The organism is Gemmobacter sp. 24YEA27, from assembly GCF_030052995.1.
GTDB lineage: Bacteria > Pseudomonadota > Alphaproteobacteria > Rhodobacterales > Rhodobacteraceae > Pseudogemmobacter.
This window is the reverse complement of the sequence record NZ_JASJPW010000003.1, coordinates 74,974-100,387: the sequence shown is the minus strand read 5'-3', so window position 1 is coordinate 100,387 and position 25,414 is coordinate 74,974. Positions and strand designations below refer to the sequence as shown.

Below are 25,414 nucleotides of genomic sequence, written 5' to 3'. Positions count from 1 at the left end.
CGGAAGGATCAGTTCAGCGCGCGGTTGCTCAATGGAAATCCCGGCTGGGAAACAGCTTCTTCGCCTGCTCTCTCGGATGCCGCGCCCTGCCCGCTGTCCGCGTCGGCCTGACGGTCTCCCCTGCCCTCTCGGTTTCGGCCCCGATCCGCAGCTGATGCCCGATGGTTGAAAGCCGCGCTGACAGATCCTCGATTGCTTCCGCGATCAGATGGGTGACCTGTCCGTCACGCTCGATCCGCCCCGTCACCCGCAAAAGCCGCCCCGCCACCACGGCGGGGCGGAAAGCGTCATAGATCTTCTTCCAGACCACGACATTCGCGGTACCGGTCTCGTCCTCAAGGGTAAGAAAGACCACACCCGAGGCGGTGCCCGGGCGCTGGCGGGTGATGACCAGGCCCGTGAGCCGGATGCGGCCTGTCGCGTGCAGGAGCGAAGCCGCCGGCAGGCTTTCGGGCAGATTGGGGCGCAGGAGTTCCAGCGGATGCGCCCGCAGGCTGAGGCGCAGGGACAGGTAATCCTCGATCACCTCCTGGCCGAGCGTCATCCGGGGCAGATGCGCCACCGGCTCCTGCCCGCCTTCCCCATCGAGGCCGAACAGCGGCAGCGGCTTTGGCGCCTTCAGCGCTTTCGCCTGCCAGAGGGCATCCCGCCGCGAGAGACCAAGTCCTGCGAAACCATCGACCTCTGCCAGCCGGTCCAGCGCGTCGGGCCTGAGCCCCGCACGCCGCCAGACGCTTTCGACATCGGGATAGCCATTGCCACGCGCGGCCTTGATCCATTCCGCATCCTCTTCACGCATCCCCTTCACCTGACAAAATCCAAGCCGCAACGCGTGCGATCCATCGGCCCGGGGCTCGATGGTGCACTCCCAGACGGACTCGTTCACCGAGACGGGGCGCACCTCGACACCGTGATCGCGCGCATCGCGCACCAGCTGGGCCGGCGCGTAGAACCCCATCGGCTGGGCATTCAGCAGCGCGCAGGTAAAGATCGCCTGATGGTGGCGCTTGAGCCAGGCCGAAATATAGACCAGCCGCGCAAAGCTGGCCGCATGGCTTTCAGGGAAGCCGTAAGAGCCGAAGCCCTCGATCTGGGCAAAGCAGCGGGCCGCGAAATCCGCGCCATAATCACGCCCGACCATGCCGTTGATAAAACGGTCGCGGAAGCCACCGATGGTGCCCATCCGTCTGAAAGTGGCAAGCGAGCGGCGCAGCCGGTCGGCCTCGGCCGGGGTGAAACCGGCTGCCACAACGGCGATCTGCATCGCCTGTTCCTGAAACAGTGGCACGCCATAAGTGCGGCCCAGCACCTCCATCATGGCCGGGCAAAGATCTTCAACCTTCTCACGGCCCTGGCGGCGGTTGATGAAGGGATGGACCATGCCGCCCTGGATCGGGCCTGGCCGGACGATGGCCACCTCGCAGACGAGGTCATAGAATTTCCGCGGCTTCATCCGGGGGAGGAAATTCAGCTGAGCCCGGCTTTCGACCTGGAACACCCCGATCGCATCCGCGCGGCAGAGCATGTCATAGACCGAAGGATCATCGGGTGGGATATTCGCGAGCGTCAGCTGCTCTTGCCGGTGATGACTGATCAGGCCGAAGGCATTGCGGATCGCGGTCAGCATCCCGAGCGCCAGCACATCGACCTTCAACAGCCCGAGCGCGTCGATATCATCCTTGTCCCATTCGATGACGGTGCGGTTCTCCATCGCGGCATTCTCGATCGGGCAGAGTTCGTCCAGTCTTCCTTGTGTGATGACGAAGCCGCCGACATGCTGCGAGAGATGCCGGGGGAAGCCGATGATCTCGGCGATCAGCTTCACTGCAAGGGCCACGCGGTTGTCTTCGGGGCTGAGGCCCGCGTCGCGCAGCCGATCCTCGCCGGGGGCCTCTGACGACCAGCCCCAGATCTGGCCCGAAAGCCGGGCGATCACGTCCTGGCTCAGCCCCATGACCTTGCCGACCTCGCGGATCGCGGCGCGGGCCCGGAAATGGATCACCACAGCGGTCAACCCGGCGCATTCGCGGGTGTAGCGCTCATAGATCCACTGGATCACCTCTTCGCGGCGCTCATGTTCGAAATCGACATCGATATCCGGCGGCTCGCCGCGTTCTTTCGAAATGAAGCGTTCAAAAATCAGGGTGATGCTCTCGGGCGGCACTTCGGTGATGCCGAGCAGGTAGCAGATCACGGAATTGGCGGCAGACCCCGGCCCTGGCAAAGGATCCCCTTTGAACGCGCAAAGCTGACGATGTCATAGACCGTCAGGAAATAGGGCGCATATTCCACCTCGGCGATCAGGCGCAGTTCCTTTTCGATGCCGGACATGACTTTTTCGGACGCGCCGTCCGGATAGCGCCAGGCCAGCCCCTCGCGGGTCAGCCGCTCAAGGCGGGCCTGGGCGGGCTCGCCGTTTTTTGTCTCATCAGGATAGCGGTAGCGCAGCTGGTCCATGCGGAAGGTACAGCGGTCGGCAATTTCGACCGTGCGGCGCAGCGCCGCCGGATAGCGCTGGAAGATACGGGACAGTTCCTCGCCGGATTTCAGGCGATGTTCTCCATTGGCAAGGCGCCGGTCACCGATATTGTCGATGGTGCAGCCCTCGCGGATACAGGTCAGCACATCAGCGACAGGGCGCCGGCTTGATCGGTGCATCAGCACATCGCCGACCGCGACTTTGGGCAGGCCGGTCGCCTGCGAAATCCCGGCCAGACAATCAAGCCTTTCCTGATCCTGCCCGTCATAGACGGGGGCCGCACCAAGGAAGCACTGACCGGAAAAGCGGGCGGAAACCCGGAGCAGATCCTGCTCGAAGCCGCTCTCTTCCAGCGGATCGGGCGGCAGGGCAATCAGGATCATCCCCCTGCCCCATTCCTCGAGATCGGCCAGGCCAATATGGCAGCTGCCCTTTTCAGCGCGCCTTTTCCCGAGCGATAACAGCCGTGTGAGCCGCGACCAGGCGGCCAGATCGGTTGGCAGCGCGAGCCATTCCACAGGACTGTCGGTCAGCACGAGGCGCGCCCCGGGGATCAGGCGGGGCAGAGAAGCCTCCTGCCCTGCCTGGCTTTGGCCTGTCTCCTGCGCAACCCGCGCGAGTTCCTTCAGAGCAGAAAAAGCCCGGACCACCCCCGCGACCGAGTTGCGGTCGGTGATGGCGATGGCCGTGAGGCCAAGATCGGCCGCGCGTTTCACCAGTTCCTCGGGGTGGGACGCCCCGCGCAGGAAGGTAAAATTCGAGGTCACGCAAAGTTCGGCATAGGCGGTCACAGGAAAACCCCCTGCGCATACCAGTCCCGTGACCCCGATTGCGGCGTGCGGAAGAGCCAGAGCCGTGGCCCCTCACTGGTTTCTACCCGCCAGTAATCCCGCACGCCGGAACGCCAGGCCGGGTCGTCGCACCACCATTCCGGCGTGATCCGCTCCGGGCCATGGGCCCGCAATGTGGAAAAGCCCATCCTGCGCCAGCTGAACCGCGCGGGCGGGTTGCCCGAGACCTGGGTCAGCAGTTCTGCGGGAAAGAGGGTGACGGGCCGGCGGGGGCGCCGCCCCTGCGGGAACGGCACCGGCGGCGCAGAGGCGGCGGGAACGGTCACGAAACTCCGCTCGGGAATGCGGCTGCTGGCGGGCAGGAAGCGCTGCACGGCATCAAACCCGAGCCGGTTGCCGATCCGGGAGATCAGATCTGAGAGCTCATCCCCGGCCCGCGCTTCTGTATTGCCGATCTGCTCGGGGGCCAGCGGCTCGGTCATTGTGGCGGTGAGGCGCAACCCGTCGATCCCGAAACCGGAATCGACCTCATCGACCCCTTTGAAGAACAAAGCCGAGATCCGGGCCGGGTCGCGCATTGCGCGGGCAAGCCCCACATCGACCACCGCCGCCGAGCGGTCCACGCGCTGCAGCTCCAGCCGGACCGCGCGCGCGCCCATCCGGGCCAATGCCAGCTTGTCGCAAAGCCGGATGAGCAGCCGGTCGAGCACGCCCATGACATCCGCCGTCAGCCCGATCGGATCGGGCAGGATCATCCGCACCCCGAAATGCGGGGCCTCCGCCCCGGCCGCAACCGGCTCGGACTGCGTCCCGAGCGCCTGATCAAGGCGGCGCAGAAGATCCGCGCCGAACCGCCGCGCCAAGGGCGGCCGGGGAACGGTGGTCAGATCAGCGATCCTGTGCAGCCCAAGCCGGATCAGAGCTTCGGCAACTGCAGGTTCGATCCGAAGCGCGCTGACCGGCATCGGCCCAAGCCGGGCCAGGAGCCCGCCTTCCGGGATCACGCCGCCGCCATGGCGGGCCAAGGCCCAGGCGCCGCCACGGGTTTCCGCTATGGCACTCTTTGCACAAACGCCTGTCCGCTCACACCACGCCTCGAGATCGGCAAGCAGCTCTGTCTCACCGCCAAAAAGATGCGGCACGCCCGAGACATCGACGACCAGCCCATCCGTTCCGTCTTTCGCTGCATGTGGTCCGTAACGGCTCGCCCACCGTCGCAGGCCCTCAAGCGCCCTGCCCTCGCGGATCAGATCGGCCGGACGGGTGGAAAGCGCAGGGCAAACCGCGCGCGCATCGGCGAGCGGCATGCCGGGATGGAGGCCTGCCGCCGTGGCGGCCTTGTTCAGACAATGCAGATGTTCCGCGTTCGACGCCCTGAGCGTCAACGCAAAAGGCCCATCAAGCGGGCGGATCCTCAGGCTGACATCGCTCGCGAGCCTGGGGAACCAGATGGACAGCAGCCGTCGCGCCATTCCAGTTCACATCACAGAATACGGTTGTTCCCTTTTTGTTCTTATTAAGGATCCAGCGATGGCGAGTCGAGTCCAGAGGTGAAGGCAGCGGATCACATTTCCAGCGCGTCTCGGCGGCATTGCTGCCTTTGCCTTCCTGGATCAGCATGAGGCCCGTGGTGTGCCCGGCTTCGGCGGCAAGCTGGAGCCGCCTGCCCGCGGTCAGCGTGATGGGCTTTTCCGGCGCCGCGATGACCAGAGACACCGGCCGCGCCCGCAAAGCCTCTTCAACGGCCCAGAGCAGATCCGTCTCACCCGGAGCCTCGATGAAATGCAGCCGCCCGGCAACGCCTTCCGGCAGGGATCCCGGTAACAGCCTGTCCCGGTCATGCGCAAGCATGATCCAGAAGACCGGCCCTGTCAGCCGGGCGGCCTGAAAGAGAGCAAACCCGATCCGACCGCGCCCTTCGACTTCATGAACGCGGCTGTTCAGAAGGTGCAGCGGGTCCGCATGGCTCTCATATGTAAGCCGCTTACGCAGGGTCTGCATGGTGCCCCTCCGCCACGATCTGCAGCTGTCCGTCGGGGAGCGGGCGCTGCAGTTGCAGCGCCGTATTGGTGTCCGCGGTCAGCCAGCAGCGCCAGTCTTCGGGGCGCGTCAGGATCACCGGCATGGCTTTGGGATGCACGGGCCGAACCTCGGCATTGGGCTCGCAGGTCAGGAAACCGAAAAGGTCCGCGGTCACTTCGCCCTCTTTCAGTTTCCTGACCGAAGTCCATTCGGTACGGATGCCGGCGAAGAAGGCGAGCGGCCGGTCCTGGCCGAGGGCAAACCAGACCGCGCTGTTGCGAGGTGCTCCCGGTCGGCCATCAGGTTCGGAGAAGCTGGTGAAGGGAACGAGGCAGCGATGTTCTGCTCCGAGCCAGCGGCGCCAATGGGGCGATCCGACATTGCGGATATTCGTGACGCCCGGATCCGTGCGCTTGCCGGTCAGATAGACTGATGGGGTCGGCATGCCCCATCGGGCGGTGGTCAGGGTCCAGCTGCGGCCGTTACCGTGGCGAATGATCGGTGCCGGATAGTCGGGAAAGAGACCGGAAGCAGGCGCGAGATTGCCCGTGGTATCGATAAGCTCCTCGTCCTGGCCCAACGCATCACGAAAGACCTGGCGCATCGCGTCCTGGCTTTTGGTCTGGGCGTAAAGGTTGCACATGATCTCACCTCGCAGTGTTCCCGCACGAGAACAATCAAAGAACCTATCTGATTCCTTTCGGGCGGTCTATCTGTCCGATCTGGTCTGGATGCGTGGGTTCAGGCACGAAGGACGGACCGGACATAGGCATCAGGGTTGAGGATGGAGCCGATTTGTTTTGCCATGCGGTCTTCGAGGCTCAGAAGCCCCCACAGCCCGAGCCGGTTCGCAGCGCTTGCCAGAATGTCCTGGCTTATTCTCAGCATCTTTCCGAATTCAAACGCGATGCGGGTGGCGTCCTGAGCGGTGGATGGTTCGGGATAGAAAGCGCTGACCTCGGTCAAGGCCGTCCAGCTGGCAGGTGATCCGGGTTCCTTCTTTCTTTTTTTTGTATCTGACTCTTGCTCTATGTGGCGGACATTTCGTCCGTCAGAGGCGGGCGTTTGGTTGGTCGACGCCGCGGAACATGTGTCTTGTGTGGCAGGGGCTTCTTCCATGGGTTCAGCCCTGTCGTGGTCGAGGGTATTCTCCGGGTGGCAAGCGGAGTGCGCTGGCCCCGCATTCGGCGGCAGGCGGGGCTCATCCCGCCTTGCCTGAGGATCCTGCGCTGACTGAGGCGGGATATCAGAAGAGAAGACCGTGGTCAGCCGGGCGAGGGCTGTACGCGCCTCACAAAGGGTAAGCGTTGTGCGGCGCACCAGGTTGCGCAACCCGTCGATGAAGACGGTGAGGGCCGCATCCAGATGCAGTTCGGCGCAGGCCGCGCGGAGCCTGAGGATCTGCGCCCGCAGCCCGCGCAGCTCATCTGCTTCTTCGCGGCGCCGCTGGGCAAGCGCGAGCAATGCGTCGGATTGCGCGAAGAGGGGGAGAGATCGAGCCCGAAGGCGCCGATCGGTTTGCCATGCCGCATCACCGGGAAGCGTTTGCCATTGGCGCTGTCACGGCGGAGGATCAGGCCGGCGGTTTCCAGCGTCTCTATGTGCCGGCGCAGCTGACGGTCGGTGAGCCCCCTGGCGCGGAAGCACAGGGTTTCGTTGCTGGCATAGATGGTGAGGAGGGTGGCCGGTGACACGAGGGTTTCGCGCCCATCCGCGCCCTGGCAGGGCAGGCAGCTCAGCAGAGCGTCCAGGACAACAACCGCCCCTTGCCGAATGCCGAGATCGCGGCCGCAGGTATTGACCGCGGCCATGATGTCACGCCGCGAGATCGGCCGGAACGCCGGCTGCAGGGTGATCGACCCCATCCCGGGAAGCGACTGCTCCGCGGATTTGGCACAAGTTTCCTGTGCCCCGGCCGCAAGGGCCGTGGATGTGATGTGCTTCATGCGATTTCAGACGGCAAACGAAGTCTGTTCACCGAAATCGGTGTTGCGCTGATTCGATTTTGGGGGTACCTAGTAAGTGCTGAAGTTACAGGGACCCTTCGTTAGCTCACCGCTTTCGGGGGTTTCTTTTTGCCTGAAGTCTGCTCCTTTTCTCGTGATTTGCCTGTGGGGTCGATTTCGCCGATTGACCATGGTCAATCTTTATAAATCAATGAGTTACAGGTTTCAGTCTGTGCGCTGGACCAATCAGAATAAAGCTGGGCCAGCTGCTCCTCTACATAGCGGAGGAAGGCACGATCCTGTTTTCGATCTGCGCGCAGAACCAGATTTCCGGTCGCCAGATGGCAGCTGACAGAACCCGCAATGACAGTTCGCTGTGGCGCCGGGCGGGATCGTTGAGCTTTGGGCTCGTCATTGATGCTGCCCGAAGACAGGGCGCTGATGACCGCTTCCAGCCGTTCTGCCGCTGATCCGCTTTCCGGGACGATGCTGACCGCTTTTTTGACGACCTTGTCGTTGGCGCCCTTGATCAGGTCGCGCAGCTCCATCCAGGGACGGCGCCCGATGCCCTGGGCCGCTCCGATGCGCTGAATGAGCTGATCAGGGATGTCGCGCACAACAGTCCGCAACCGGCTGAGGGTGCTTGAATCGATGGCAAGCGCTTGGCAGATGCGCTCGGCAGTGAACCCTGCCTCCTCGAGCTTGGCGGCGAAAACAGCCTGTTCAATGAAGCTTCGTTCGAGCCTTGCGGAGTTCTCAAGCGCCTGGGACATGAGGGCCTCATCGAGGCTCATGTCCTTGATATAGGCAGCCACCCTGATGCCGAGGGCACGGCAGGCGGCAATCCTGCGCCTGCCATAGACCACTTCGTATCTGGGTCCCGCGCCGCGGCGATGGCGGAGCATGACCGGAAGTTGCTGGCCTGAGGAACGAATCGACTCAACCAGATCGCTCAGCCCGTCCTGTACGTCGAACCGGTCTGCGATTTCGGAGTTGGCGATCTCTGCGGGATCGACATCCTGGGGGGCCTGCGCGGAAACACTCGACAGCACATCCGCCATCGACTTCAGGGATTTCGGGCCGTCCGCATTGGGGGCAGGGGAGGGCGCTGCGACCTCTGCTGTCTTATCGCCGCCTTCAAGGCTTTTCCGGAGGCTTTGAGCCAGGATGTTATTTCGCATCGGACACCTCCCGGCCCCAGGCCGCCTGAATGAGCTTCTCGATATCGTTGGAAAACCCGGTCGCAGAATCCAGCGCCCGTTCGAAGGTCTTACGGTTTTTGACCGAAGACAGATCGACCTCAAAGATAGTGCGCTGTGACAATCCCGCCTCGCTGACAGCCGATGACTTCACGAAGGGGGTCGGTATCACGCTTGTCCCGAGAAGCTCGCGTATCCACTCCGCAAGATCCTGTTGGGTGCTGATCGACGTGTCGAACCGGGTAAGCAGATAGGCGAAATTGTCAAAGGCGCCGGCGCCGCCGTTGGTGTGCAGCACTTCCATGACACCAGAGGCCATCATGAGGAACTGGCTGGCCGAGGCCAGATCCACCCGCTCGGGGGTGATCGTCATCAGGAGGGAGGTGGAGGCACAAACCGCCGACATTGTCAGGTAGCCGAGCTGCGGCGGGCAGTCGATCAGAACGATGTCGTAATCATCTTCGACCTGGCGCAGAGCATCCCGGATACGGTTGAAAAAGACAGGCTGCTCGCCCCGGCTGAGCGCCGTTGGCGTCTCGGTTTCGAACTCGGAGAGCAGGATCCCGGCCGGAACCAGATCCAGCCCCGGGAAATAGGTGCGTCGCAAGACAGTGGTGATCGACACACGCGTTGTATCGCCATCATTGTAGCGGATCGCATCATAAAGCGTACCGCCCTGGCGGAAGTCGATTTCGGGCTGATAGCCGAAGAATGTCGTCAGCGAGGCCTGTGGATCGGCATCCACCACCAGCACCCGATAGCCGCGGAGCGCAAGCCGCATGGCAAGGGTAACGGTCGTCGTGGTTTTCGATGATCCGCCCTTGAAATTCACGGTGGACCAGATCTGCAGCTTGTCGCCCTCGCGGCGACCGGGCAGGAACTGAAACGGGTCTTTGGCGGTCTGGGCCAGAATGCGACGGATGTCGATGATTGAGGCCGCCGTATACTGGCGCTTGCCGCCGGAGCCCTGCTCTACCTCGGGGATTTTGCCGTCGAAATGGGCCTTGCGCAGATAGCCATCGCTGACCCGCAAAAGTTCTGCGACCTCGGAAGAGGTAAAGCTGCGAAGTGTCTTTTCTTCTTTTGGCGCCAGGAACAGCTTCGACATACGCTCCAGGGCCTCCGAAAGGAGGTGGGCATCTGCCTTCAGTTTGTCGTGAAGAACAGGTAGGGTCATGGTCCGCTCGTGATCTGTCGCAGGTTTGCGTTACTCGGTGAAGCAGGTACTTTATCCTGCCCCAGAAACGCACTTTGCGATCATTTCTTACTTTTGTCGTTACACGTATGCCTGCGCGGTTCTCAGTTCTCAAGAAAAATCGTTCACGGGTATCTTGTGTTGGGCTTGAGCAGGCCTGCCAGATTTTGATTTCTTCCTCAGGTGACCGTTGAGTAAATTTATTCAATGTATTGTTTTAAAAGTATTTAGTTATGAACAGGCTGGGGGAAGGGGGCTCTGTGCTGACTTCTTGCACCCGGAGTGAGCCCCGCAGTCACGGTAACGCAAGGCAGGCCATTTTCTACCCAGGGCGTGTTCCGGAAAACACCGAGGCGATTCTTGTCACGGCCTGATTTGGAATGCGAATCCCTCAATGATCCTGCGCAATCACGTTACCGGGGTAGATGGTCCGGATCACGCGAAGCCGCATCCAAAGCCCGGAGAAGATCTTCGCGAGCCGGCAGTTCTGGGGGCGGCCGGTCCGCCTGAAAGCGCAAATCCGCTGGAACAGGTCCGGTCAGGGCTTTGCTATGCCGGTGTTTTTCAGGTTTTCATGGAAACCGTATAGAGGTCCGATAATGCAAGATTATGGGATGTTATCCAAAAGTGACGGATGCGGCGGATATGTCGGAAAAAAACAACAAAAACGCCGTGATATTCTGGAGCTCCGGTATGTTTCTTTCCCTGAACCCGCCGGATGGCCGCAGCCTCGCGCTGGCGCGCATGGGCGGCTCCTCAGACCCGTCTCCGACCTATGGCGGGTGGGGCTTCGACCAGCGATCGCCGTATAGCTGCCCTGGCATCATGCGTTGTCGTGTCACGGGGCACGTTCCGGCGGGCGGCCTTTGTCGTCCTGCGCTCCCGGGGCCGGCACCGGGGAGCCGTTTCCTCCATGAACAGCCTGGATAAGCGCTTAAGACGTTCGGCCTGCGGGCCATAACGCGCCCACCATTCCAGGCGTTGCTATATTGACAAGTTTTGCGAATTCATAAAACGTCATGTCAAATAATGAAACGATCTTTCGGATCGGCAATACGGGTTTCAATGATGAGCTATGCAGCCTACAGCGAAGATCAGCGTATGGTGGCCCAGGGTGTGCGTGCCTTTGTCGAAAAAGAGCTGATGCCCCATGAGGATCTGATCGAAAAGGCCGATAAGGTCCCGGAAGATCTGTTCCGTGAGCTGAAAAAGAAGGCAATAGATGCCGGATATTACGCGCTGAACATGCCCGAAGAGCTGGGCGGTGGCGGCCTTGGGCAGCGGCTGCGCGCGGTGGCGGAGATTGAGTTAGGGCGCACCACACGGGCGCTTAACATCATCTGCAACCGCCCGGCGCCGATCCTGAAAGCCTGCACCGGTGACCAGATCGAAACCTATCTGAAACCGGTGATCCGCGGCGAACGCTGGGAATGCTTTGGCCTGACCGAGCCGGGCGCAGGCTCTGACGCGCGCCAGATCGCCACCAGGGCGGTGCGCGACGGCGATGATTACATCATCAATGGCGAAAAGATCTTCATCACCATGGCGATGGTGGCGGATTTCATCATCCTTTTCGCCGTTACCGGCGTCGATGAGACCCCGAAAGGGCCGCAGAAGCGGATCACCTGCTTCCTCGTCGACAAATGCCTGCCTGGCGTGAGTGTCAGCCCGCTGGAGCTGGTTGGCAACCGGGGTTTCAAATCCTGCTCGATCGCGCTGGAGGATGTCCGCGTGCCGGCCGCCAATATCATTGGCGAAGAGGGCGGCGGATTTGCCATTGCGAAAAGCTGGATCTTTTCGGGCCGGGTGATGCTTTCGGCCAATATGGTGGGCCTGGCCGAGCGCGCCATGGGCATCGCCGCGCAATATGCCAATACGCGCCGCGCTTTTGGCAAGACCATCGGGCAGTTCCAGGGCACCTCGTTCAAACTGGCCGATATGGCGATGGAGATCGAGGCGACCCGTCTTCTGGTGCTGAATGGCGCCGCGAGGATGGAGGATGGGCTGATCACCCAGCGGGAGGCCTCTATCGTCAACCTCTATGGCTCGGAAATGGCGGGGCGCGTGACCGATAACGCGCTGCAGATGCTGGGCGGCATGGGGGTCTCAAAAGAATGGCCGATTGAGCGGATGTGGCGCGATGTCCGCGTCGAGCGGATATGGGAGGGCACCTCTGAAATCCACCGTGACATCATCTCGAAAGACGTGCTGCGGGAGTTCCCGGCATGAGCCGCATCAGAACCGAAATCCGGGGTCCGGTGCTGGAGATCGTCTTTGACCACCCGCCCGCCAATGCCTTTGACCAGCAGGCCAGCCGCGATTTCGATGCGGCGCTGACGCAGCTGAATGAAAGCCCGGATCTGCGGGTCGGGATTGTTTCCGCGGCAGGGGGGAAGATCTTTTCGGCGGGCTGGGATCTGAAGGCGGTCGCGGCGGGCGATGATGGCGAGGATTTCGGCCCGAACGGGTTCATGAGCCTGAATCGCCAGGATATGGTCAAGCCGGTGATCGCGGCGATCGACGGGCTTGCGGTCGGTGGCGGCTTTGAGTTTGCGCTTTTCGCGACACTGGTCCTTTGCACGGAAAAGACCGAGTTTGGCCTGCCAGAGCTTCAACGCGGTTTCATCCCCGAAGCGGGCGGGCTGTGGCGGGCGCATCGCCGGCTGCCGGTGAATATCGCCTCCGAGCTTTTGCTGACCGGGCGGCGGCTGACAGCGGAGGAGGGGCATAAATATGGCTTCGTCAACCGGATCACCACCTCTGAGGCACTGATGGATGAGGCCCGCGCCCTGGCCGCGCAGATCGTCTCGGCCGCGCCGCTGGCGGTTGCCGCGCTGCTCGAGGTGACGCGCGAGGTCGAGGGGCTTTCGGATCGCGAGGCTTTTGAAAAGCTTTACTCCGGCCTGCCCGCGCGGGATCGCATCCGGGCCTCGGAAGATTACAAGGAAGGTCCGCGGGCCTTTGCAGAAAAACGCGCACCACGCTGGACGGGGAAATAAGATGGATTTCGAGATTAGCGAAGAACAGCGGCTGATGCGCGACAATCTGCGCAGCTTCCTGACGCGTGAATGCCCGATTGAATATGTGCGTGAATGTGACGAGGCCGAGCGCTTCCCGACCGAGCTTTACGACAAGCTGGCGGCGGCGGGCTGGCTGTCGCTGCCGATCCCGGTCGAATATGGCGGCATGGGCGGCAGCTGCACCGATCTGGTGGTGTTTCTGGAAGAATTCGCCCGCCATTTCGAGGCCGGTGCCAATCTCTACTATACGACCGTGGTCATCGCGACCGATGCGCTGACGCATTTCGCGACCGAAGAGCAGAAGAAAGAGCTTTTGCCGAAACTGGCGCGCGGCGAGATCCGTTTCGCGCTCTCGCTTTCCGAGCCGGGCTCGGGGTCTGATGCCGCCTCGCTGGTGACACGGGCCGAGCTGGACGGTGAGGAATGGGTGATCAACGGGCAGAAAATGTTCTGCTCTGCCGCCCAGGTGGCGGATTACATCCTGCTGATGACCCGCACCGACCCGGAGGCCCCGAAGCATAAGGGCATCACCATGCTGCTGGTGCCGACCGGCACCAAAGGCATGGAAATCCGGCGGCTGAAGAAGCTGGGCCTGAAGCCGATGGATCTGAACGAGATCTTCCTGACCGATTGCCGCATCCCGAAAGAGAATGTGATCGGCGAGGTGAATGGCGGCTGGATGAATGCGCTGAAGACGCTGGATTACGAGCGCTGCTGCCTGACCGGCGTCAATGTCGGCGCGGCGCAGTCGGTGCTGGAGAAAATCCTGCAATATACCGATGAGCGCAAGCAGTTCGGGCAGAAGATCAACAGCTTCCAGCTGACCAAGGCGAAGCTCGCCGATATGGATATGGAGATCGAGGCCGCGCGGCTCCTGCTCTATCGTTCTGCAAACCTCGTGGATCGCGGCATTCCGAATAACAAGGAATCCGCGATGGCCAATCTCTTCTCGTCCGAGATGTATGTCCGCGCCGCGCTGAACGGTATGCGGATGATGGGCGGGTGGGGCTATCTGATGGAATTCGACATGCAGCGCCATTTCCGCGATTCTAAACTGGCTGAGATCGGGGGCGGCACGTCCGAGATCCTGCGCATCATCATCGCGAAAGAGCTGACGAAATGACAAAAGCCCCCGCACTCCGCCTGGCCACGATCGCGGTTCACGCCGGTCACGACCCGGCGGAGGCAATGGGGGCGGTTTCGCCGCCGGTCTATCAGACCGGCACCTTTGTCGCGAAAGACACTGCCGAGCTGATGGCAATCAACAGCGGCGAAAAACGCGGCTATGTCTATTCCCGGGTGCGCAACCCCACTGTTCTGGCGGCGGAACAGCGGGTTGCGGCGCTGGAAGGGGCGCAGTCCTGCGTGCTTTACGCCTCGGGCATGGCGGCGATTGCGGGGGCATTGGCACCTTTGCTGGAAGCCGGCGACGAGCTGGTGGCACTGCCCGATATCTATGGCGGCACCATCCGCTATTTCCGTGATGTGCTGCCGCGTCAGGGCGTCAATGTGGTCTGGGCGGCGTCGGGCGCGGTGGCGGATGTTCTGGCCGCGGTGACAGAACGGACGAAAGCGATCTATGTCGAGACCCCGACCAATCCGCTGCTCAGGGTAGTTGATTTGCGGGCGATCTCGGATCTGGCGGCACTGCGCGGCATTCCTGTTGTGGTCGATGGCACTCTCGGCGGGCCGATGAACCAGCGGCCTTTGCACCTTGGGGCGGCGCTGGTGGTGCATTCCGCCTCGAAATACCTCAACGGGCATGGCGATCTTTTGCTGGGCGCGGTTTGCGGCAGCCGGGATCTGACGCGCAGGCTGCGCAGCAATCAGCAGGCTTCAGGCGCCATTGTCGACCCACATGCCGCCTGGCTTTTGCTGCGCGGCATGACCACCTATGCGCTGCGCATGGCGGCCCATAATGCCGGCGGCCAGAAAGTGGCTGAATTCCTCGCCGCGCATCCCAAAGTGGCAAAGGTGCATTATCCCGGCCTGACCTCTCATCCCGATCACGCGCTGGCCCTAAGCCAGATGACCGGATTTGGCGCGCTTTTGTCCTTTGAGGCGCAGAGCCAGGATGCCGCGCGCCATGTGGTCGATGCCACCCGGCTCTTTGGCATCGGTGCCTCGCTTGGCGGTGTGGAAAGCCTGATTTCCCAGCCTGGCAATACCTCGCATTACTCGGTGCCGCAGGCGCAGCGCCTTGCCATGGGGATCAGTGAGAGCCTCGTGCGCATCTCGGTCGGGGTCGAAGACCCGGAAGACCTGATCGCCGATCTTTCCCAGGCGCTGGAGGGCTGCTGATGTCGATCCTGATCACCGGGGGCCGCGTTGTCACCCCGAATGGCGTGCAATTTGCCGATGTGCTGACCGAAGGCGAAAGCATCCGCGCGGTGCTGCCGCCGGGCGAGGGCCGCCTTGTCGCGCCAGAGGCACAGGTGATCGATGCGACCGGCCGGATCGTGATCCCGGGCGGGGTCGATCCGCATGTGCATCTGATGGTCGGCTTCATGGGCGTGCGTTCCGTCTATGATTTCGGCTCGGGCGGGATTGCGGCCTTGCGCGGCGGCACCACGGCGGTGGTCGATTTCGCGCTGCAAAGACGCGGCGGCTCGATCCTGAAGGGGCTGAGCCATCGCCGGGGCCAGGCCGATGCCAATGTGACGGTGGATTACGGGCTGCATGTCATCGTCACCGATGTGAATGCGCAGACGCTTGCCGAACTGCCTGCGCTGCGCGCGGCTGGGGTCACCACGCTGAAGGTCTATACTGTCTATGAGGAAGACGGGCTGAAGCTGACCGATGGCGCGCTTTATGCGCTGATGGAGGCGGCGGCGCAGAATGACCTCTCGGTGGTGCTGCATGCCGAGAATGCCGATATTGTCGAACGGCTGCGGGCCGAGGCAGTTGCGGCAGGCCATGAACATCCGCGCTATCACGCGCTGACCCGGCCGAAGATCGTGGAGATCGAAGCCGTTTCGCGGGCCATAACCTTCTCCCGTGCCACCGGCTGCGGCGTTCATATCCTGCATCTGGTGGCCGCCGAGGCGATTGATCTGGTCGCCCGCGCCCGGGCCGAAGGCGTAAAGATCACCGCCGAGACCTGCACGCATTATCTGGCGCTGACCGAAGAGGCGCTGGAGCGCGAGGATGGCTATAACTACATCTTGTCGCCGCCGCTGCGCGATCAGGCAAATCAGGACGCGCTGTTCCGGGGGCTTGCGCAGGGCGGTCTCAGCCTCGTGGCCTCGGATGAGGTCAGCTACAGCGCTGAGGCCAAGCGCAAAGGCCTGCCGTCTTTCACCACCGTTGCCAATGGCACCACCGGGATCGAGTTCCGGCTGCCGGTGCTCTGGACCCGCAGCGTCGATCAGGGCCGGTTGTCGCTGATGCGGTTTGTCGAGCTGTTCTCGACCCTCCCGGCGCAGATTTTCGGCTTTGAAAATAAGGGTATTATCGCCCCGGGCTATGACGCTGATCTGGTGCTAGTCGACCCGGTGACGCGTCACACCATCACGCCCGCCAGCGATTACGGCAACATTGGGTACAACCCCTATAGCGGGCAGGAGCTGACCGGATTTGCCACCGCCACGATCCTGCGGGGGAAGCTCGTGGTCGAGGATGGGGTCTTCCTCGGTCACGAGGGACAGGGACGTTTTGTCATGCGGGCCTCGCCCCGCCGCCCGGGTTAAGCGATGGATTTCCGGTCGGATTTCGCGCGGCTGAAGGGCTTTGGGGCCGATCCTGACGGCGGCTGGTCCCGGCTTGCCTTCAGCGCGGCGGATAATCAGGCGCATGACTGGCTGCTGGCCGAGGCGCGCGCGGCGGGTCTTGGCGCACGCTATGACGCCTTCGGCAATGCCATTTTGCGCCTTGAGGGCAGGGGCCCCAAATTCCTGATCGGCTCGCATCTCGATTCGGTGCAGCGGGGCGGCGCGTTTGACGGCGCCATCGGGGTGCTTGCTGGCCTTTCGGTCCTGAAACAGCTGAAAGCCGAAGGCTGGCAGGGCCGCGCCATCGAGGTCATCGCCTTTCGCGACGAAGAAGGGCGGTTCGGCCCTTTCACCGGCAGCCGCGCCATGGCAGGGCTGCATGATGAGGTGGCCCTTGCCCGCGCCCGCGCAGCCGATGGCACGGAGCTTGCGCCTCTTATGCAGGCGGCAGGGTTTACGCCTGCCAATGCGCCCTATGATTTTTCGGATGTGGCGTTCTATCTGGAACTGCATATCGAGCAGGGCCCGGTGCTGGAAGCCGCAGGTATTCCGCTGGGGCTGGTCACCGCGATTGCCGGTCAGGAGCGGCTGGCGCTGCGCTTTACAGGCCAGGCCGATCACGCCGGGACTGCCCCGATGGATCTGCGCCGTGATGCGCTGGCCGGAGCCGCGCGTTTTGCGACAGAGTTCCGGGCGATGATCCGCGCCGCCGGTGATCCGGATCTGCGCGGCACCATCGGCGTCTTCAGCGTTGCACCCAATCAGGGCAATGTGGTGCCGGGTGAGGTGCGCCTGGGTCTTGAATTGCGCGGCCCGGATGGCGGGCAGTTGCTCGCCCTGCGCGGTGCGGTGGAGCAGTTGGCGGAATCGGTCGCGACTGACGAAAAGCTCGGTCTGCGGATCCGCCGGGTCTATTCGGACCAGCCGGTTCCAATGGATGCAACCCTTGCGGCGGCAATGTCTGCGGCTGCGAAATCAGAAGGCGTCGCGACCTGCGAGCTGCTGTCCGGCGCCAATCATGATGCCGGGATCATCGGGCGCATCGTGCCCGCGATGATGCTGTTCGTGCCCTCGGTCGGCGGACGCAGCCATTGCCCTGAAGAAGAGAGCGACCTTGCGCATATCGAAGCGGCGATCCGGGTGATGCTGCGGATGCTCAGACAGGCCTGAACGGCCTTTTGACATCTCTGCAAGAACAGCATGTTCGTTCTGAAATCGGGCATGTTTGGGGATTTTCTGTCTAATCCCTTTTGACCCGTACAGCAGGTGCTTGTTTCATTATTAGGAACCTGATTTCATATATCAGACCCAAAGGACGTGAGCAGGAATGACGCCGAAGGCCGAAATCAGCGACAATACCCCTGCCGCTGCGCCGGGTTCAGAGACATTGGCCTTCCAGACCGGGCTGCAATCGCCGCATTGGCCGGCCGGGCTTGCTGCTGATCTGCCGGTGACCGGCGAAAATCTTGCCGCTTTGCTTGAGCGCAGCGCCACGACCTGGCCGGAGCGGCCGGCGCTTTACTATTACGGCACCGTCTTGCGCTATGGCGCCTTGCAGGCGGATGTCTGCGCGCTGGCTGCCTGGCTTGTTGCCGACGGGCTGCGCCCGGGTGACCGTGTTGTTCTTGACCTGCAAAATGCGCCGCAATTTGTGATCGGCTTTTATGCCGTGCTGCGGGCGGGCGGTGTGGTCGTGCCGGTCAACCCGATGAATACAGCTGAAGAACTGGGCTGGATTGTTGGTGACAGCGGCGCCCGTATGGCAATTGTGGCGGATGAGCTGCTGGAGCGGTTCGCGGGCCTGACCGGGGCGGGCGCGCTCGACCGGATCCTGCGCCTGCGTTACCTCGACCGGGTGCCGGAGACATCTGATCCGCTGCCGGAGGTGATGCTGCGTCCCGCACCGGCAGAGGTTCCAGTGATCTCGGTCGATTTCGAGGCCGCAATCCGGGCGGGTCGGGGGCTCAGCCTGCCGCCAATGCCGCCCGGGGGAGAGACGCTTGCGATCCTGCCTTATACGTCCGGCACCACTGGCCGACCCAAAGCCTGCTTTACCACCCATAGCGCTGCCGGCTTTGTCGCCGAGGCGCAGCGGGTCTGGTATCGCACCGATCACAGCTCGGTCATGACCTGCTTCATGCCACTGTTTCATGTGGCGGGCATGATTGCCTCGATGGCCGAGGCGATCTGTGCCGGGGCGGCGCTTGTGCTTCTGACCCGCTGGAACCCTGATGCCGTGCCCGGCCTCTTGCGCCGCCATAAGGTGACCTGGTGGTCTGCGGCGCCGACGATGATCGTCGATGTGCTGGGCTCGGAGAACTTCACCGATGATTGTTTTGCCTCGCTGCAGGTGCTGACCGGCGGGGGGCTTCGATGCCGGCTGCGGTGGCCGAGCGCCTGTTCAGCAAATGGGGGCTGCGCTTTTGCGAGGGCTATGGCCTGACCGAAACCATCTCTGCCACCCATATCAACCCGCCGGATGCGCCAAAGGATCAGTGCCTCGGGCTGCCGATACAGAATACCCATTCGATTATTGTCGATCCCGAAACCCTGTTGCCGGTTCCGCAGGGGAGCTGGGCGAGGTGTGGATCTCGGGGCCGCAGATCATGCGCGGTTACTGGAACCAGCCCGGCGCCAGCGCTGAAACACTGGTGACGCTGAACGGCAGGACCTGGTTGCGCAGCGGCGATCTCGGCTATGTCGATGCCGAGGGCTATTACTTCATTGTCGACCGCATCAAGCGCATGATCAATGTCTCGGGCTATAAGGTCTGGCCGGCGGAATGTGAGATGCTGCTTTATCGGCATCCCGCGGTGCATGAAGTCTCGGTGATCTCGGCCCCCATGCCCGCAGCGGCGAGACGGTCCGCGCCGTGATCGCGCTGAAGCCCGAATATCGCGGCAAGGTCGATGCCGATGAAATTATCACCTTCGCGCGCGGGCTGATGGCGGCCTATAAAGTGCCGAGGGAAGTGGAGTTCCGCGATGCTCTGCCGCGCTCGGGATCGCGCAAGATCGACTGGCGCAGCCTGTGGACCGAGGCCTGGAAAAAGACATGACCGAACAGATCTGGTATGAGACCTTTATCCCCGGCACGGTTCTGCAATCAGCGTCGCGGCTGATCACCGTGCAGGATATTGATGATTATGCCCGCCTGACAGGCGAGGATCATCCGGTTCACATGAATGACACCTTTGCGCGCGAGGCCGGGTTCGCGGGCCGTATCACGCATGGCCTGTTCAATCTGGCGCTGATCGAGGGGCTGAAGGCCGGGCTGGGCTGTTTTGACCGCTCTGTCACCGCATCGCTGGGCTGGAGCGACATCAAATTCTCCGCCCCGCTTTACCCCGGTGAAGAGGTGTATCTGAAGCTTGAATTCATCAGCCGGCGCGAGACGTCAAAGCCCGGACGCGGCCTCGCGACCGAGCGCGGTTATCTCGTCAAGACGGATGGCACCGAAGTGGTGCGGGGCGATCATCTCATCTTCTTGCTGATGCAACCGGCAGGCGTCACCGGAACAGGGGGTCAAGGCTGATGCATCAGATCCCGCTCCGGCTTCTTTCGGCGATCCCGACGCTGTTCGGAGTTGTGCTGGCCACCTTCCTGCTGACGCGCGTTCTGCCGGGCGATCCGGCGGTGTTCTTTGCCTCGAACCCTCGATGACCAGTGCCGATATCGAGGCGGTCCGCCAGAGCCTCGGGCTGGATCAGCCGCTGCCGCAACAGTTCCTGACCTATCTGGGGGCCATCGCACGCGGTGATCTCGGGCAGAGTTTCTCAACCGGGCAGCCAGTGCTGACCGAGCTGATCAACCGGCTGCCTGCCTCGGCAGAGCTGACGGTGATGGCCTTTCTGCTGGCGCTTGGCGTTGCCATTCCGCTGGGGCTTGCCGCCGCGCTGCGACCGGGGTCGCTGATCGACCATCTATCCCGGATCATCGCGACGCTGGGGTCTCGATGCCCACCTTTGTGACCGGGCTTTTGCTGATCTATCTGTTCTATTTCCTGATCGGCGTCGCGCCTGAGCCGATTGGCCGGCTTGATCCCTTTATGTTCGAGCCTGACCGCGTCACCGGCTTTCTGACCATCGACGCGCTGATTGCGGGTGATCCGGAAATCTTTTTTGCCGCGCTGAAGCAGATGGTATTGCCGGCGGTCACCATGGCGCTGTTTGCGCTGGCACCGCTGGCGCGGATGACGCGGGCGGCAATGCTGGAGGCGCTTGGGGCCGAGTTCATTCGCACGGCCCGGGCCTCTGGCCTGTCAAAACGCAAGATCGTGCTGACCTATGCTTTCCGCAACGCGATGCTGCCGCTGATCACCACCATGGGCATGACACTTTCCTACATGCTGGGCGCGAATGTGCTGGTGGAGCGTGTCTTCGCCTGGCCCGGCATTGGCAGCTTTGCCATGGACAGCATCATCAACCTTGATTACGCGCCGCTCCAGGGGTTCATGCTGATGATGGCGCTGATCTTCATTCTGATCAATCTCGCCACCGATATCCTTGCGGGGATCGTCGATCCGAGGGCCAGCAAATGAACGCCTCCCTCCTGAAAATCAGGCTGCGGGACGCCCGCTATGTGCTGGTGGAAAACCCGCTGAACATTCTGGCGCTGGTGCTTTTGCTGCTGATCCTTGGGGCCGCGCTGTTTGGTTCGGTGCTGGCGCCGCATGATCCACTGGCCACCAATTCGGCGCAGGCACTGCAACCGCCTTCGGCGCTGCACTGGTTCGGGACCGACCAGCTTGGCCGGGATATTTTCAGCCGGGTGCTGGTCGCCACCAGGCTTGACCTCAGCATCGCCTTCGGGCGGTGATCCTCTCCTGCGTGGCCGGATCGCTGATCGGCGCGATGATCGGTTATTGGGGCGGGCCAGGCGATGTGGTTGTGTCGCGGCTGGTCGATGTGCTGATGGCCTTCCCGCTTTTCGTGCTGGCGATGGGGCTGGTGGCGGCGCTTGGCAACAGTGTGATCAATATCATCTACGCCACCGCGATCATCAATCTGCCCTTCTATATCCGCCTGTGCCGGACAGAGGTTCGGGTGCGCCGCAACCTTGGCTATATCGAGGCGGCGAAGGTTGGCGGCTCGTCTGACATTCGCATTATGACGCGGTTTCTGCTGCCCAATATCGGTGCGCCGATTGTGATCCAGGCCTCGGTTAATCTGGGCTGGGCGGTGCTGAACGCGGCGGGGCTTTCCTTCCTCGGCCTCGGCGTCAGCCCGCCGACACCGGAATGGGGGATCCTGGTGGCCGAGGGCGCGCGCTTCATGATGTCGGGCGAATGGTGGGTGGCTCTGTTCCCGGGCTTGCACTGATGCTGACGGTCTTCACCTTCAACCTGACCGGCGACGCGCTGCGTGACCTGCTTGACCCAAGGATGCGGACATGAGCGCGCCCCTGCTTTCCGTCAGGAACCTGACCGTCGATTTCGCCACCCGCCATGGTGATGTGCATGTGCTGGATGATGTCAGTTTCGACATCGGTCGCGGCGAGATCATCGGCATCATCGGGGAATCCGGCTCGGGCAAGTCGGTCACCGCCTATACGATCATGGGCATTCTGGACCATGCCGCCCGTATCCGCAGCGGCGAGATCGCGTTTGACGGGCGCGATGTGCTGGGGATGAGCGGGCCGGAACGTGACAGCTGGCGCGGTGCCGAAGCCTCGATCATCTTCCAGAACCCGCGCACGGCGCTGAACCCCATTCGCGCCACCGGCGATCAGATCGCCGATGTCATCGCACGCCACAGCCCCGCCAGCGCCGCCGAGATCCGTCGCAGGACACTCGATGCGCTGCGCGAGGTGCGCATCCCGGACCCCGAGCGCCGGATGAAGGCGATGCCCTATGAGCTCTCGGGCGGGCTGTGTCAGCGGATCGGGATTGCGATTGCCCTCGCCTGCCGGCCGCGGCTGCTGATTGCCGATGAGCCGACCACCGGGCTTGATGTCACCACCCAGGCGGTGATCATGGATCTGATCCGCGATCTGGCGCAGAGCCAGAGCATGTCGGTCGCGCTGATCACCCATGATCTGGCGCTGGCAGCAGAATATTGCGATCGCCTGGTGATCATGCATGCGGGCCATGTTGTCGAGACGGGTCCGACCCCGGAAATCATAACCGCGCCCCGCCATCCCTATACCAGCCGGCTGCTGCGCTCGGTTCCTTCAATGGTGGAGGATCTGAACGAGCTGCATCCGATCCAGGGATCGCTGCCTGATCTGCGCCGCAAGGATCTGCCGCCCTGCCGTCTGGCCGAGCGCTGTGACCGCCGTCTTGCGGTCTGTGATGCCGGGCGGCTGCGGCTGGAAGCTTGCGGCCCCGCGCATTCTGTCGCCTGCAGGAACCCGCTATGACCACCCAGCTGATCGCCGCACATGGCCTGAAAATGCATTTCCCGCAGCGCTCCGGCAGGCTGTTTGCGCCAAAGGTGCATCTGCATGCCGTAGATGGCGTCGATCTTGAGATCGCACCCGGCGAGGCGCTTGGCCTGGTCGGGGAATCCGGTTGCGGCAAATCCACGCTGTCGCGGCTGATCTGCCGCCTGCTTGACCCGACCGAGGGTCGCATCGAGCTGGAAAATGTCGATATAACCGCAAGCAGCGCCGCGCGTTTTGGCCGTTCGCCCGCGCGCCGCATGGTGCAGATGGTGTTCCAGGACCCGACGGAAAGCCTGAACCCGCGCTTTACAGTGTTCGATCTGATCGCGGATCCCGCCCGGACGCTTTTGCCGAAGGAAAGCGCCGGGGCCCTGCGGCGCCGGGTCGAGGATGCGGCTGATGCCGTCAGCCTGCCGCATACGTTGTTGCAGCGCTTTCCGCATCAGCTGTCTGGCGGACAGAAAGCGCGGGTTGGCATCGCGCGCGCGCTGGTGGTCGAGCCGAGGCTGATCGTGCTGGACGAGCCGACCTCGGCGCTGGATGTCTCGGTGCAGGCGACGGTGTTGCAGCTCCTGGACAAACTGCGGCGCGAGCGCGGCATTGCGATGCTGTTTGTCAGTCATGATCTGAATGTCGTGCGGCTTTTATGTCAGCGCATCGCGGTGATGTATCTTGGTCTGGTGGTCGAACAGGGCACTACGGAAGAGGTCTATCACCGCCCGGCGCATCCCTATACCCAGGCGCTGCTTTCGGCGATCCCCAACCTGCGGGGCCGCAAAGGCGCGCGGATCAAGCTGGAGGGCGACCCGCAAAGCCCGTTCAATCCGCCCCCGATCGCTGCCGCTTTGCCGGTCGCTGCCCGGTGGAACAACCCGACTGCACCCGCGCCGCGCCGCAACTTCTGGGCCATGGCGGCAGTCAGCTGGTGCGCTGCTTCCATCCGGTCTCTGCCGCCGCAGACTGAGCTTTCCCGGAGGGAAAAGGAAAAGGCGGCCCCAATCTGGGCCGCCTTTTCTTTTGTCTCTCAGAATATCAGCCGCGCGACAGGGGCCGCAGATCCAGCTGACGGTGGAAGGTATAGGAGTAATTTTCGACCGATTTCGCCAGACCCACATCCAGGGTCGGATGCCAAAGCAGAATGATCGGAACCTCTTCCTTCACCAGCTCGATCATCCGCAGGATATCGGCATCATAGACCGCTTTGTCGGTTTCGTAGCGAGTCTTGTCGACCAGCGCTTTGAATTCCGGGTTCTGGTAATTGCCGAAATTCCAGCGGGTATCGCCGAAATAGAAGATGCGGAAGAAGTAGTCGGGATCCGCGAGATAAGAGGTCGATCCCTCGAAGTAGAAGGGAACCTTCTTCTCCTGCAAAAGCGTGCCAAGCTGGCCGGCCGGCACCTTTTCCAGGTTAACCCTGATACCGATCTTGCCAAGGCTTTCCTGGAGTAAAAGCGCAACAGGCTCGGCGACGGTGGCGACAGAGAGCTCATAGGCAAAGCTGGTCTCGAAACCATCTGCCAGACCCGCCTCGGCCAGCAGGGCTTTCGCCTTGTCGAGATCGGTGGAATAGCCCAGCGGTTGCGGGAAGGTGGTGGTTTCCGGCTTGCCGGGCGTGCCGCCAAACAGCGGCTGGGCGCGGCCAAACAGGGCCGATTGCAACATGTCTTGATAGGGCAGCGCATAGGCAATCGCCTGGCGCACCCGCACATCATCGAACGGCGCCACGGCATTGTTCATGCCGATGAACTGGAAGTTTGAGGTCGGCACTCCGACGACCTTGATGTCAGGATTGTCCGACAGCGCGATCACGTCTTTCGGCGGCAGATCCTGTACCACATCGGCATCGCCCTTGATCAGCGAGGCAACCCGGCTTTCGGCGGTCGGCACAGTCTGCCACAGCACTTGCGCAAATCCCGGCTTCGGCCCCGATTTCCAGTCATCGAACCGGCTGAAGAGAATGCGTTCGCCGATCTGGGCGCGCTCGATTTTGAAGGCGCCGCCACCTGCGGGATTGGTCTTCAGCCATTCCGAGGCAAAGGGATCCTCGGTGGTCGCATGCTGCGTCGCAAGTTTCGAGTTGACGATGATCGGATAGGTCAGCGCGATGTTGGGCAGCGCGAAACGGTCGGGCTGCGGCAGGTCGACGCGGAACGTATGCGCGTCGACGACCACGAATTGCTCGGGCGTGGTCATCGAGCCGGTCGAGAACTGGGCCAGACCGATGGGCGAGGCGACGAGACGGTCAAAGGACCATTTCACATCCTCGGCGGTCACCGGCGCGCCGTCATGGAAAGTGGCATCCTTGCGCAGATGGAAGGTGATCTGCTTCTGGTCTTCCGACACTTCAAAGCTTTCGGCCAGCTCAGGCTGAATGTCGAAGTAATCGTAATAGAAGGTGCCATCCTCGCGCGGCTTATAGGCGAATTTCAGCAGCCGGTCATAGATGTTCCAGGTGATCTGTAGCGAGTTGCGGTTCACGCCGACAGAGAAGCTGTCGAATGAGTTCGCGGCCCCCTCGCTGAGAACCCGCAGCGCCTCTGCCCTGTCCTGGGCATATGCCCATTTCGCCGGCAGAACCGCGGTTGCACCGAACAGGGCCGAGCTGGCCAGAAAAGCACGACGATTCATGATTGCTCCCGATGGAATGTGATTGCCAGTCTATCGACGTT

At 62.5% G+C, this 25,414-nt stretch carries 24 protein-coding genes and 1 pseudogene; 17 read left to right on the top strand and 8 right to left on the bottom strand.

The annotated features are described in order from the left end of the window. Positions 1 to 28: 28 nt before the first annotated feature. From QNO18_RS20515 to repA, 7 genes and pseudogenes are all read right to left on the bottom strand, one after another. Positions 29 to 3,270, bottom strand: a pseudogene (locus QNO18_RS20515) (error-prone DNA polymerase). Beyond that, complete coding sequence (locus tag QNO18_RS20510) at positions 3,267 to 4,742, bottom strand: DNA polymerase Y family protein (RefSeq protein WP_283179379.1); 1,476 nt, start codon at positions 4,740 to 4,742, stop codon at positions 3,267 to 3,269. Before QNO18_RS20510 ends, QNO18_RS20515 begins: the two are co-directional and overlap by 4 nt. Next, positions 4,669 to 5,271, bottom strand: a complete 603-nt coding sequence (locus tag QNO18_RS20505; protein ID WP_283179378.1) for a hypothetical protein — start codon at positions 5,269 to 5,271, stop codon at positions 4,669 to 4,671. Before QNO18_RS20505 ends, QNO18_RS20510 begins: the two co-directional genes overlap by 74 nt. After that, positions 5,255 to 5,935: an SOS response-associated peptidase family protein gene (locus QNO18_RS20500; protein WP_283179377.1), complete on the bottom strand. Its 681-nt coding sequence runs from the start codon at positions 5,933 to 5,935 to the stop codon at positions 5,255 to 5,257. The genes QNO18_RS20505 and QNO18_RS20500 overlap by 17 nt, the downstream gene beginning before the upstream one ends. A 98-nt stretch (positions 5,936 to 6,033) precedes the next feature. After that, positions 6,034 to 6,756 (bottom strand): hypothetical protein, encoded by a 723-nt coding sequence (locus QNO18_RS20495; RefSeq protein ID WP_283179376.1) that lies wholly within the window; start codon positions 6,754 to 6,756, stop codon positions 6,034 to 6,036. A gap of 676 nt (positions 6,757 to 7,432) precedes the next feature. Further along, positions 7,433 to 8,419 carry a plasmid partitioning protein RepB gene (repB, locus tag QNO18_RS20490; RefSeq protein ID WP_283179375.1) on the bottom strand — a complete coding sequence of 329 codons (987 nt, stop codon included), beginning with the start codon at positions 8,417 to 8,419 and terminating at the stop codon, positions 7,433 to 7,435. Continuing rightward, positions 8,409 to 9,614: a plasmid partitioning protein RepA gene (repA, locus tag QNO18_RS20485; protein WP_283179374.1), complete on the bottom strand. Its 1,206-nt coding sequence runs from the start codon at positions 9,612 to 9,614 to the stop codon at positions 8,409 to 8,411. Before repA ends, repB begins: the two co-directional genes overlap by 11 nt. A gap of 1,086 nt (positions 9,615 to 10,700) precedes the next feature. On the opposite strand from repA, the gene QNO18_RS20480 reads away from it, so the two are divergent. From QNO18_RS20480 to QNO18_RS20400, 17 genes are all read left to right on the top strand, one after another. Continuing rightward, a complete protein-coding gene (locus QNO18_RS20480; RefSeq protein ID WP_283179373.1) occupies positions 10,701 to 11,861 on the top strand; it encodes an acyl-CoA dehydrogenase family protein in 1,161 nt (386 codons plus the stop codon). Continuing rightward, complete coding sequence (locus QNO18_RS20475) at positions 11,858 to 12,631, top strand: enoyl-CoA hydratase-related protein (protein WP_283179372.1); 774 nt, start codon at positions 11,858 to 11,860, stop codon at positions 12,629 to 12,631. Before QNO18_RS20480 ends, QNO18_RS20475 begins: the two co-directional genes overlap by 4 nt. Position 12,632: 1 nt before the next feature. Next, the gene (locus QNO18_RS20470; RefSeq protein ID WP_283179371.1) at positions 12,633 to 13,775 is read left to right on the top strand and encodes an acyl-CoA dehydrogenase family protein; all 1,143 of its coding nucleotides are present in this window, start codon (positions 12,633 to 12,635) and stop codon (positions 13,773 to 13,775) included. Further along, positions 13,772 to 14,953: a PLP-dependent aspartate aminotransferase family protein gene (locus tag QNO18_RS20465; protein WP_283179370.1), complete on the top strand. Its 1,182-nt coding sequence runs from the start codon at positions 13,772 to 13,774 to the stop codon at positions 14,951 to 14,953. The genes QNO18_RS20470 and QNO18_RS20465 overlap by 4 nt, the downstream gene beginning before the upstream one ends. Continuing rightward, positions 14,953 to 16,341 carry a dihydropyrimidinase gene (gene hydA, locus QNO18_RS20460; RefSeq protein WP_283179369.1) on the top strand — a complete coding sequence of 463 codons (1,389 nt, stop codon included), beginning with the start codon at positions 14,953 to 14,955 and terminating at the stop codon, positions 16,339 to 16,341. The genes QNO18_RS20465 and hydA overlap by 1 nt, the downstream gene beginning before the upstream one ends. Before the next feature lie 3 nt (positions 16,342 to 16,344). Then, complete coding sequence (locus QNO18_RS20455) at positions 16,345 to 17,532, top strand: M20 family metallo-hydrolase (RefSeq protein WP_283179368.1); 1,188 nt, start codon at positions 16,345 to 16,347, stop codon at positions 17,530 to 17,532. Positions 17,533 to 17,689: 157 nt separating this feature from the next. Then, positions 17,690 to 18,805, top strand: coding sequence for an AMP-binding protein (locus QNO18_RS20450; RefSeq protein ID WP_283179367.1), 1,116 nt, complete (start codon positions 17,690 to 17,692; stop codon positions 18,803 to 18,805). 139 nt (positions 18,806 to 18,944) lie between these two features. After that, positions 18,945 to 19,238 carry a hypothetical protein gene (locus QNO18_RS25780; protein WP_349293912.1) on the top strand — a complete coding sequence of 98 codons (294 nt, stop codon included), beginning with the start codon at positions 18,945 to 18,947 and terminating at the stop codon, positions 19,236 to 19,238. Beyond that, on the top strand, positions 19,235 to 19,420 hold the full coding sequence (locus QNO18_RS20440) for a hypothetical protein (protein ID WP_283179365.1): 186 nt from the start codon (positions 19,235 to 19,237) through the stop codon (positions 19,418 to 19,420). Before QNO18_RS25780 ends, QNO18_RS20440 begins: the two co-directional genes overlap by 4 nt. Then, positions 19,417 to 19,896, top strand: a complete 480-nt coding sequence (locus QNO18_RS20435; protein ID WP_283179364.1) for a MaoC family dehydratase — start codon at positions 19,417 to 19,419, stop codon at positions 19,894 to 19,896. Before QNO18_RS20440 ends, QNO18_RS20435 begins: the two co-directional genes overlap by 4 nt. Beyond that, positions 19,896 to 20,024, top strand: a complete 129-nt coding sequence (locus tag QNO18_RS20430; RefSeq protein ID WP_283179363.1) for a hypothetical protein — start codon at positions 19,896 to 19,898, stop codon at positions 20,022 to 20,024. Before QNO18_RS20435 ends, QNO18_RS20430 begins: the two co-directional genes overlap by 1 nt. Continuing rightward, entirely contained in the window at positions 20,021 to 20,332 is a 312-nt protein-coding gene (locus tag QNO18_RS20425) for an ABC transporter permease (protein WP_283179362.1), read from the top strand. Before QNO18_RS20430 ends, QNO18_RS20425 begins: the two co-directional genes overlap by 4 nt. After that, positions 20,317 to 20,901, top strand: coding sequence for an ABC transporter permease (locus QNO18_RS20420; RefSeq protein WP_283179361.1), 585 nt, complete (start codon positions 20,317 to 20,319; stop codon positions 20,899 to 20,901). The genes QNO18_RS20425 and QNO18_RS20420 overlap by 16 nt, the downstream gene beginning before the upstream one ends. Continuing rightward, positions 20,898 to 21,179, top strand: a complete 282-nt coding sequence (locus QNO18_RS20415) for a hypothetical protein (RefSeq protein WP_283179360.1) — start codon at positions 20,898 to 20,900, stop codon at positions 21,177 to 21,179. Before QNO18_RS20420 ends, QNO18_RS20415 begins: the two co-directional genes overlap by 4 nt. Then, positions 21,176 to 21,682, top strand: coding sequence for an ABC transporter permease (locus tag QNO18_RS20410; protein ID WP_283179359.1), 507 nt, complete (start codon positions 21,176 to 21,178; stop codon positions 21,680 to 21,682). Before QNO18_RS20415 ends, QNO18_RS20410 begins: the two co-directional genes overlap by 4 nt. Positions 21,683 to 21,752: 70 nt before the next feature. Next, complete coding sequence (locus tag QNO18_RS20405) at positions 21,753 to 22,721, top strand: ABC transporter ATP-binding protein (RefSeq protein ID WP_283179358.1); 969 nt, start codon at positions 21,753 to 21,755, stop codon at positions 22,719 to 22,721. Beyond that, the gene (locus QNO18_RS20400) at positions 22,718 to 23,887 is read left to right on the top strand and encodes an ABC transporter ATP-binding protein (protein ID WP_283179357.1); all 1,170 of its coding nucleotides are present in this window, start codon (positions 22,718 to 22,720) and stop codon (positions 23,885 to 23,887) included. Before QNO18_RS20405 ends, QNO18_RS20400 begins: the two co-directional genes overlap by 4 nt. Here QNO18_RS20400 and QNO18_RS20395 read toward each other — a convergent pair. Then, positions 23,778 to 25,373: an ABC transporter substrate-binding protein gene (locus QNO18_RS20395; protein ID WP_283179356.1), complete on the bottom strand. Its 1,596-nt coding sequence runs from the start codon at positions 25,371 to 25,373 to the stop codon at positions 23,778 to 23,780. The genes QNO18_RS20400 and QNO18_RS20395 overlap by 110 nt on opposite strands. Between the last annotated feature and the right edge of the window lie 41 nt (positions 25,374 to 25,414).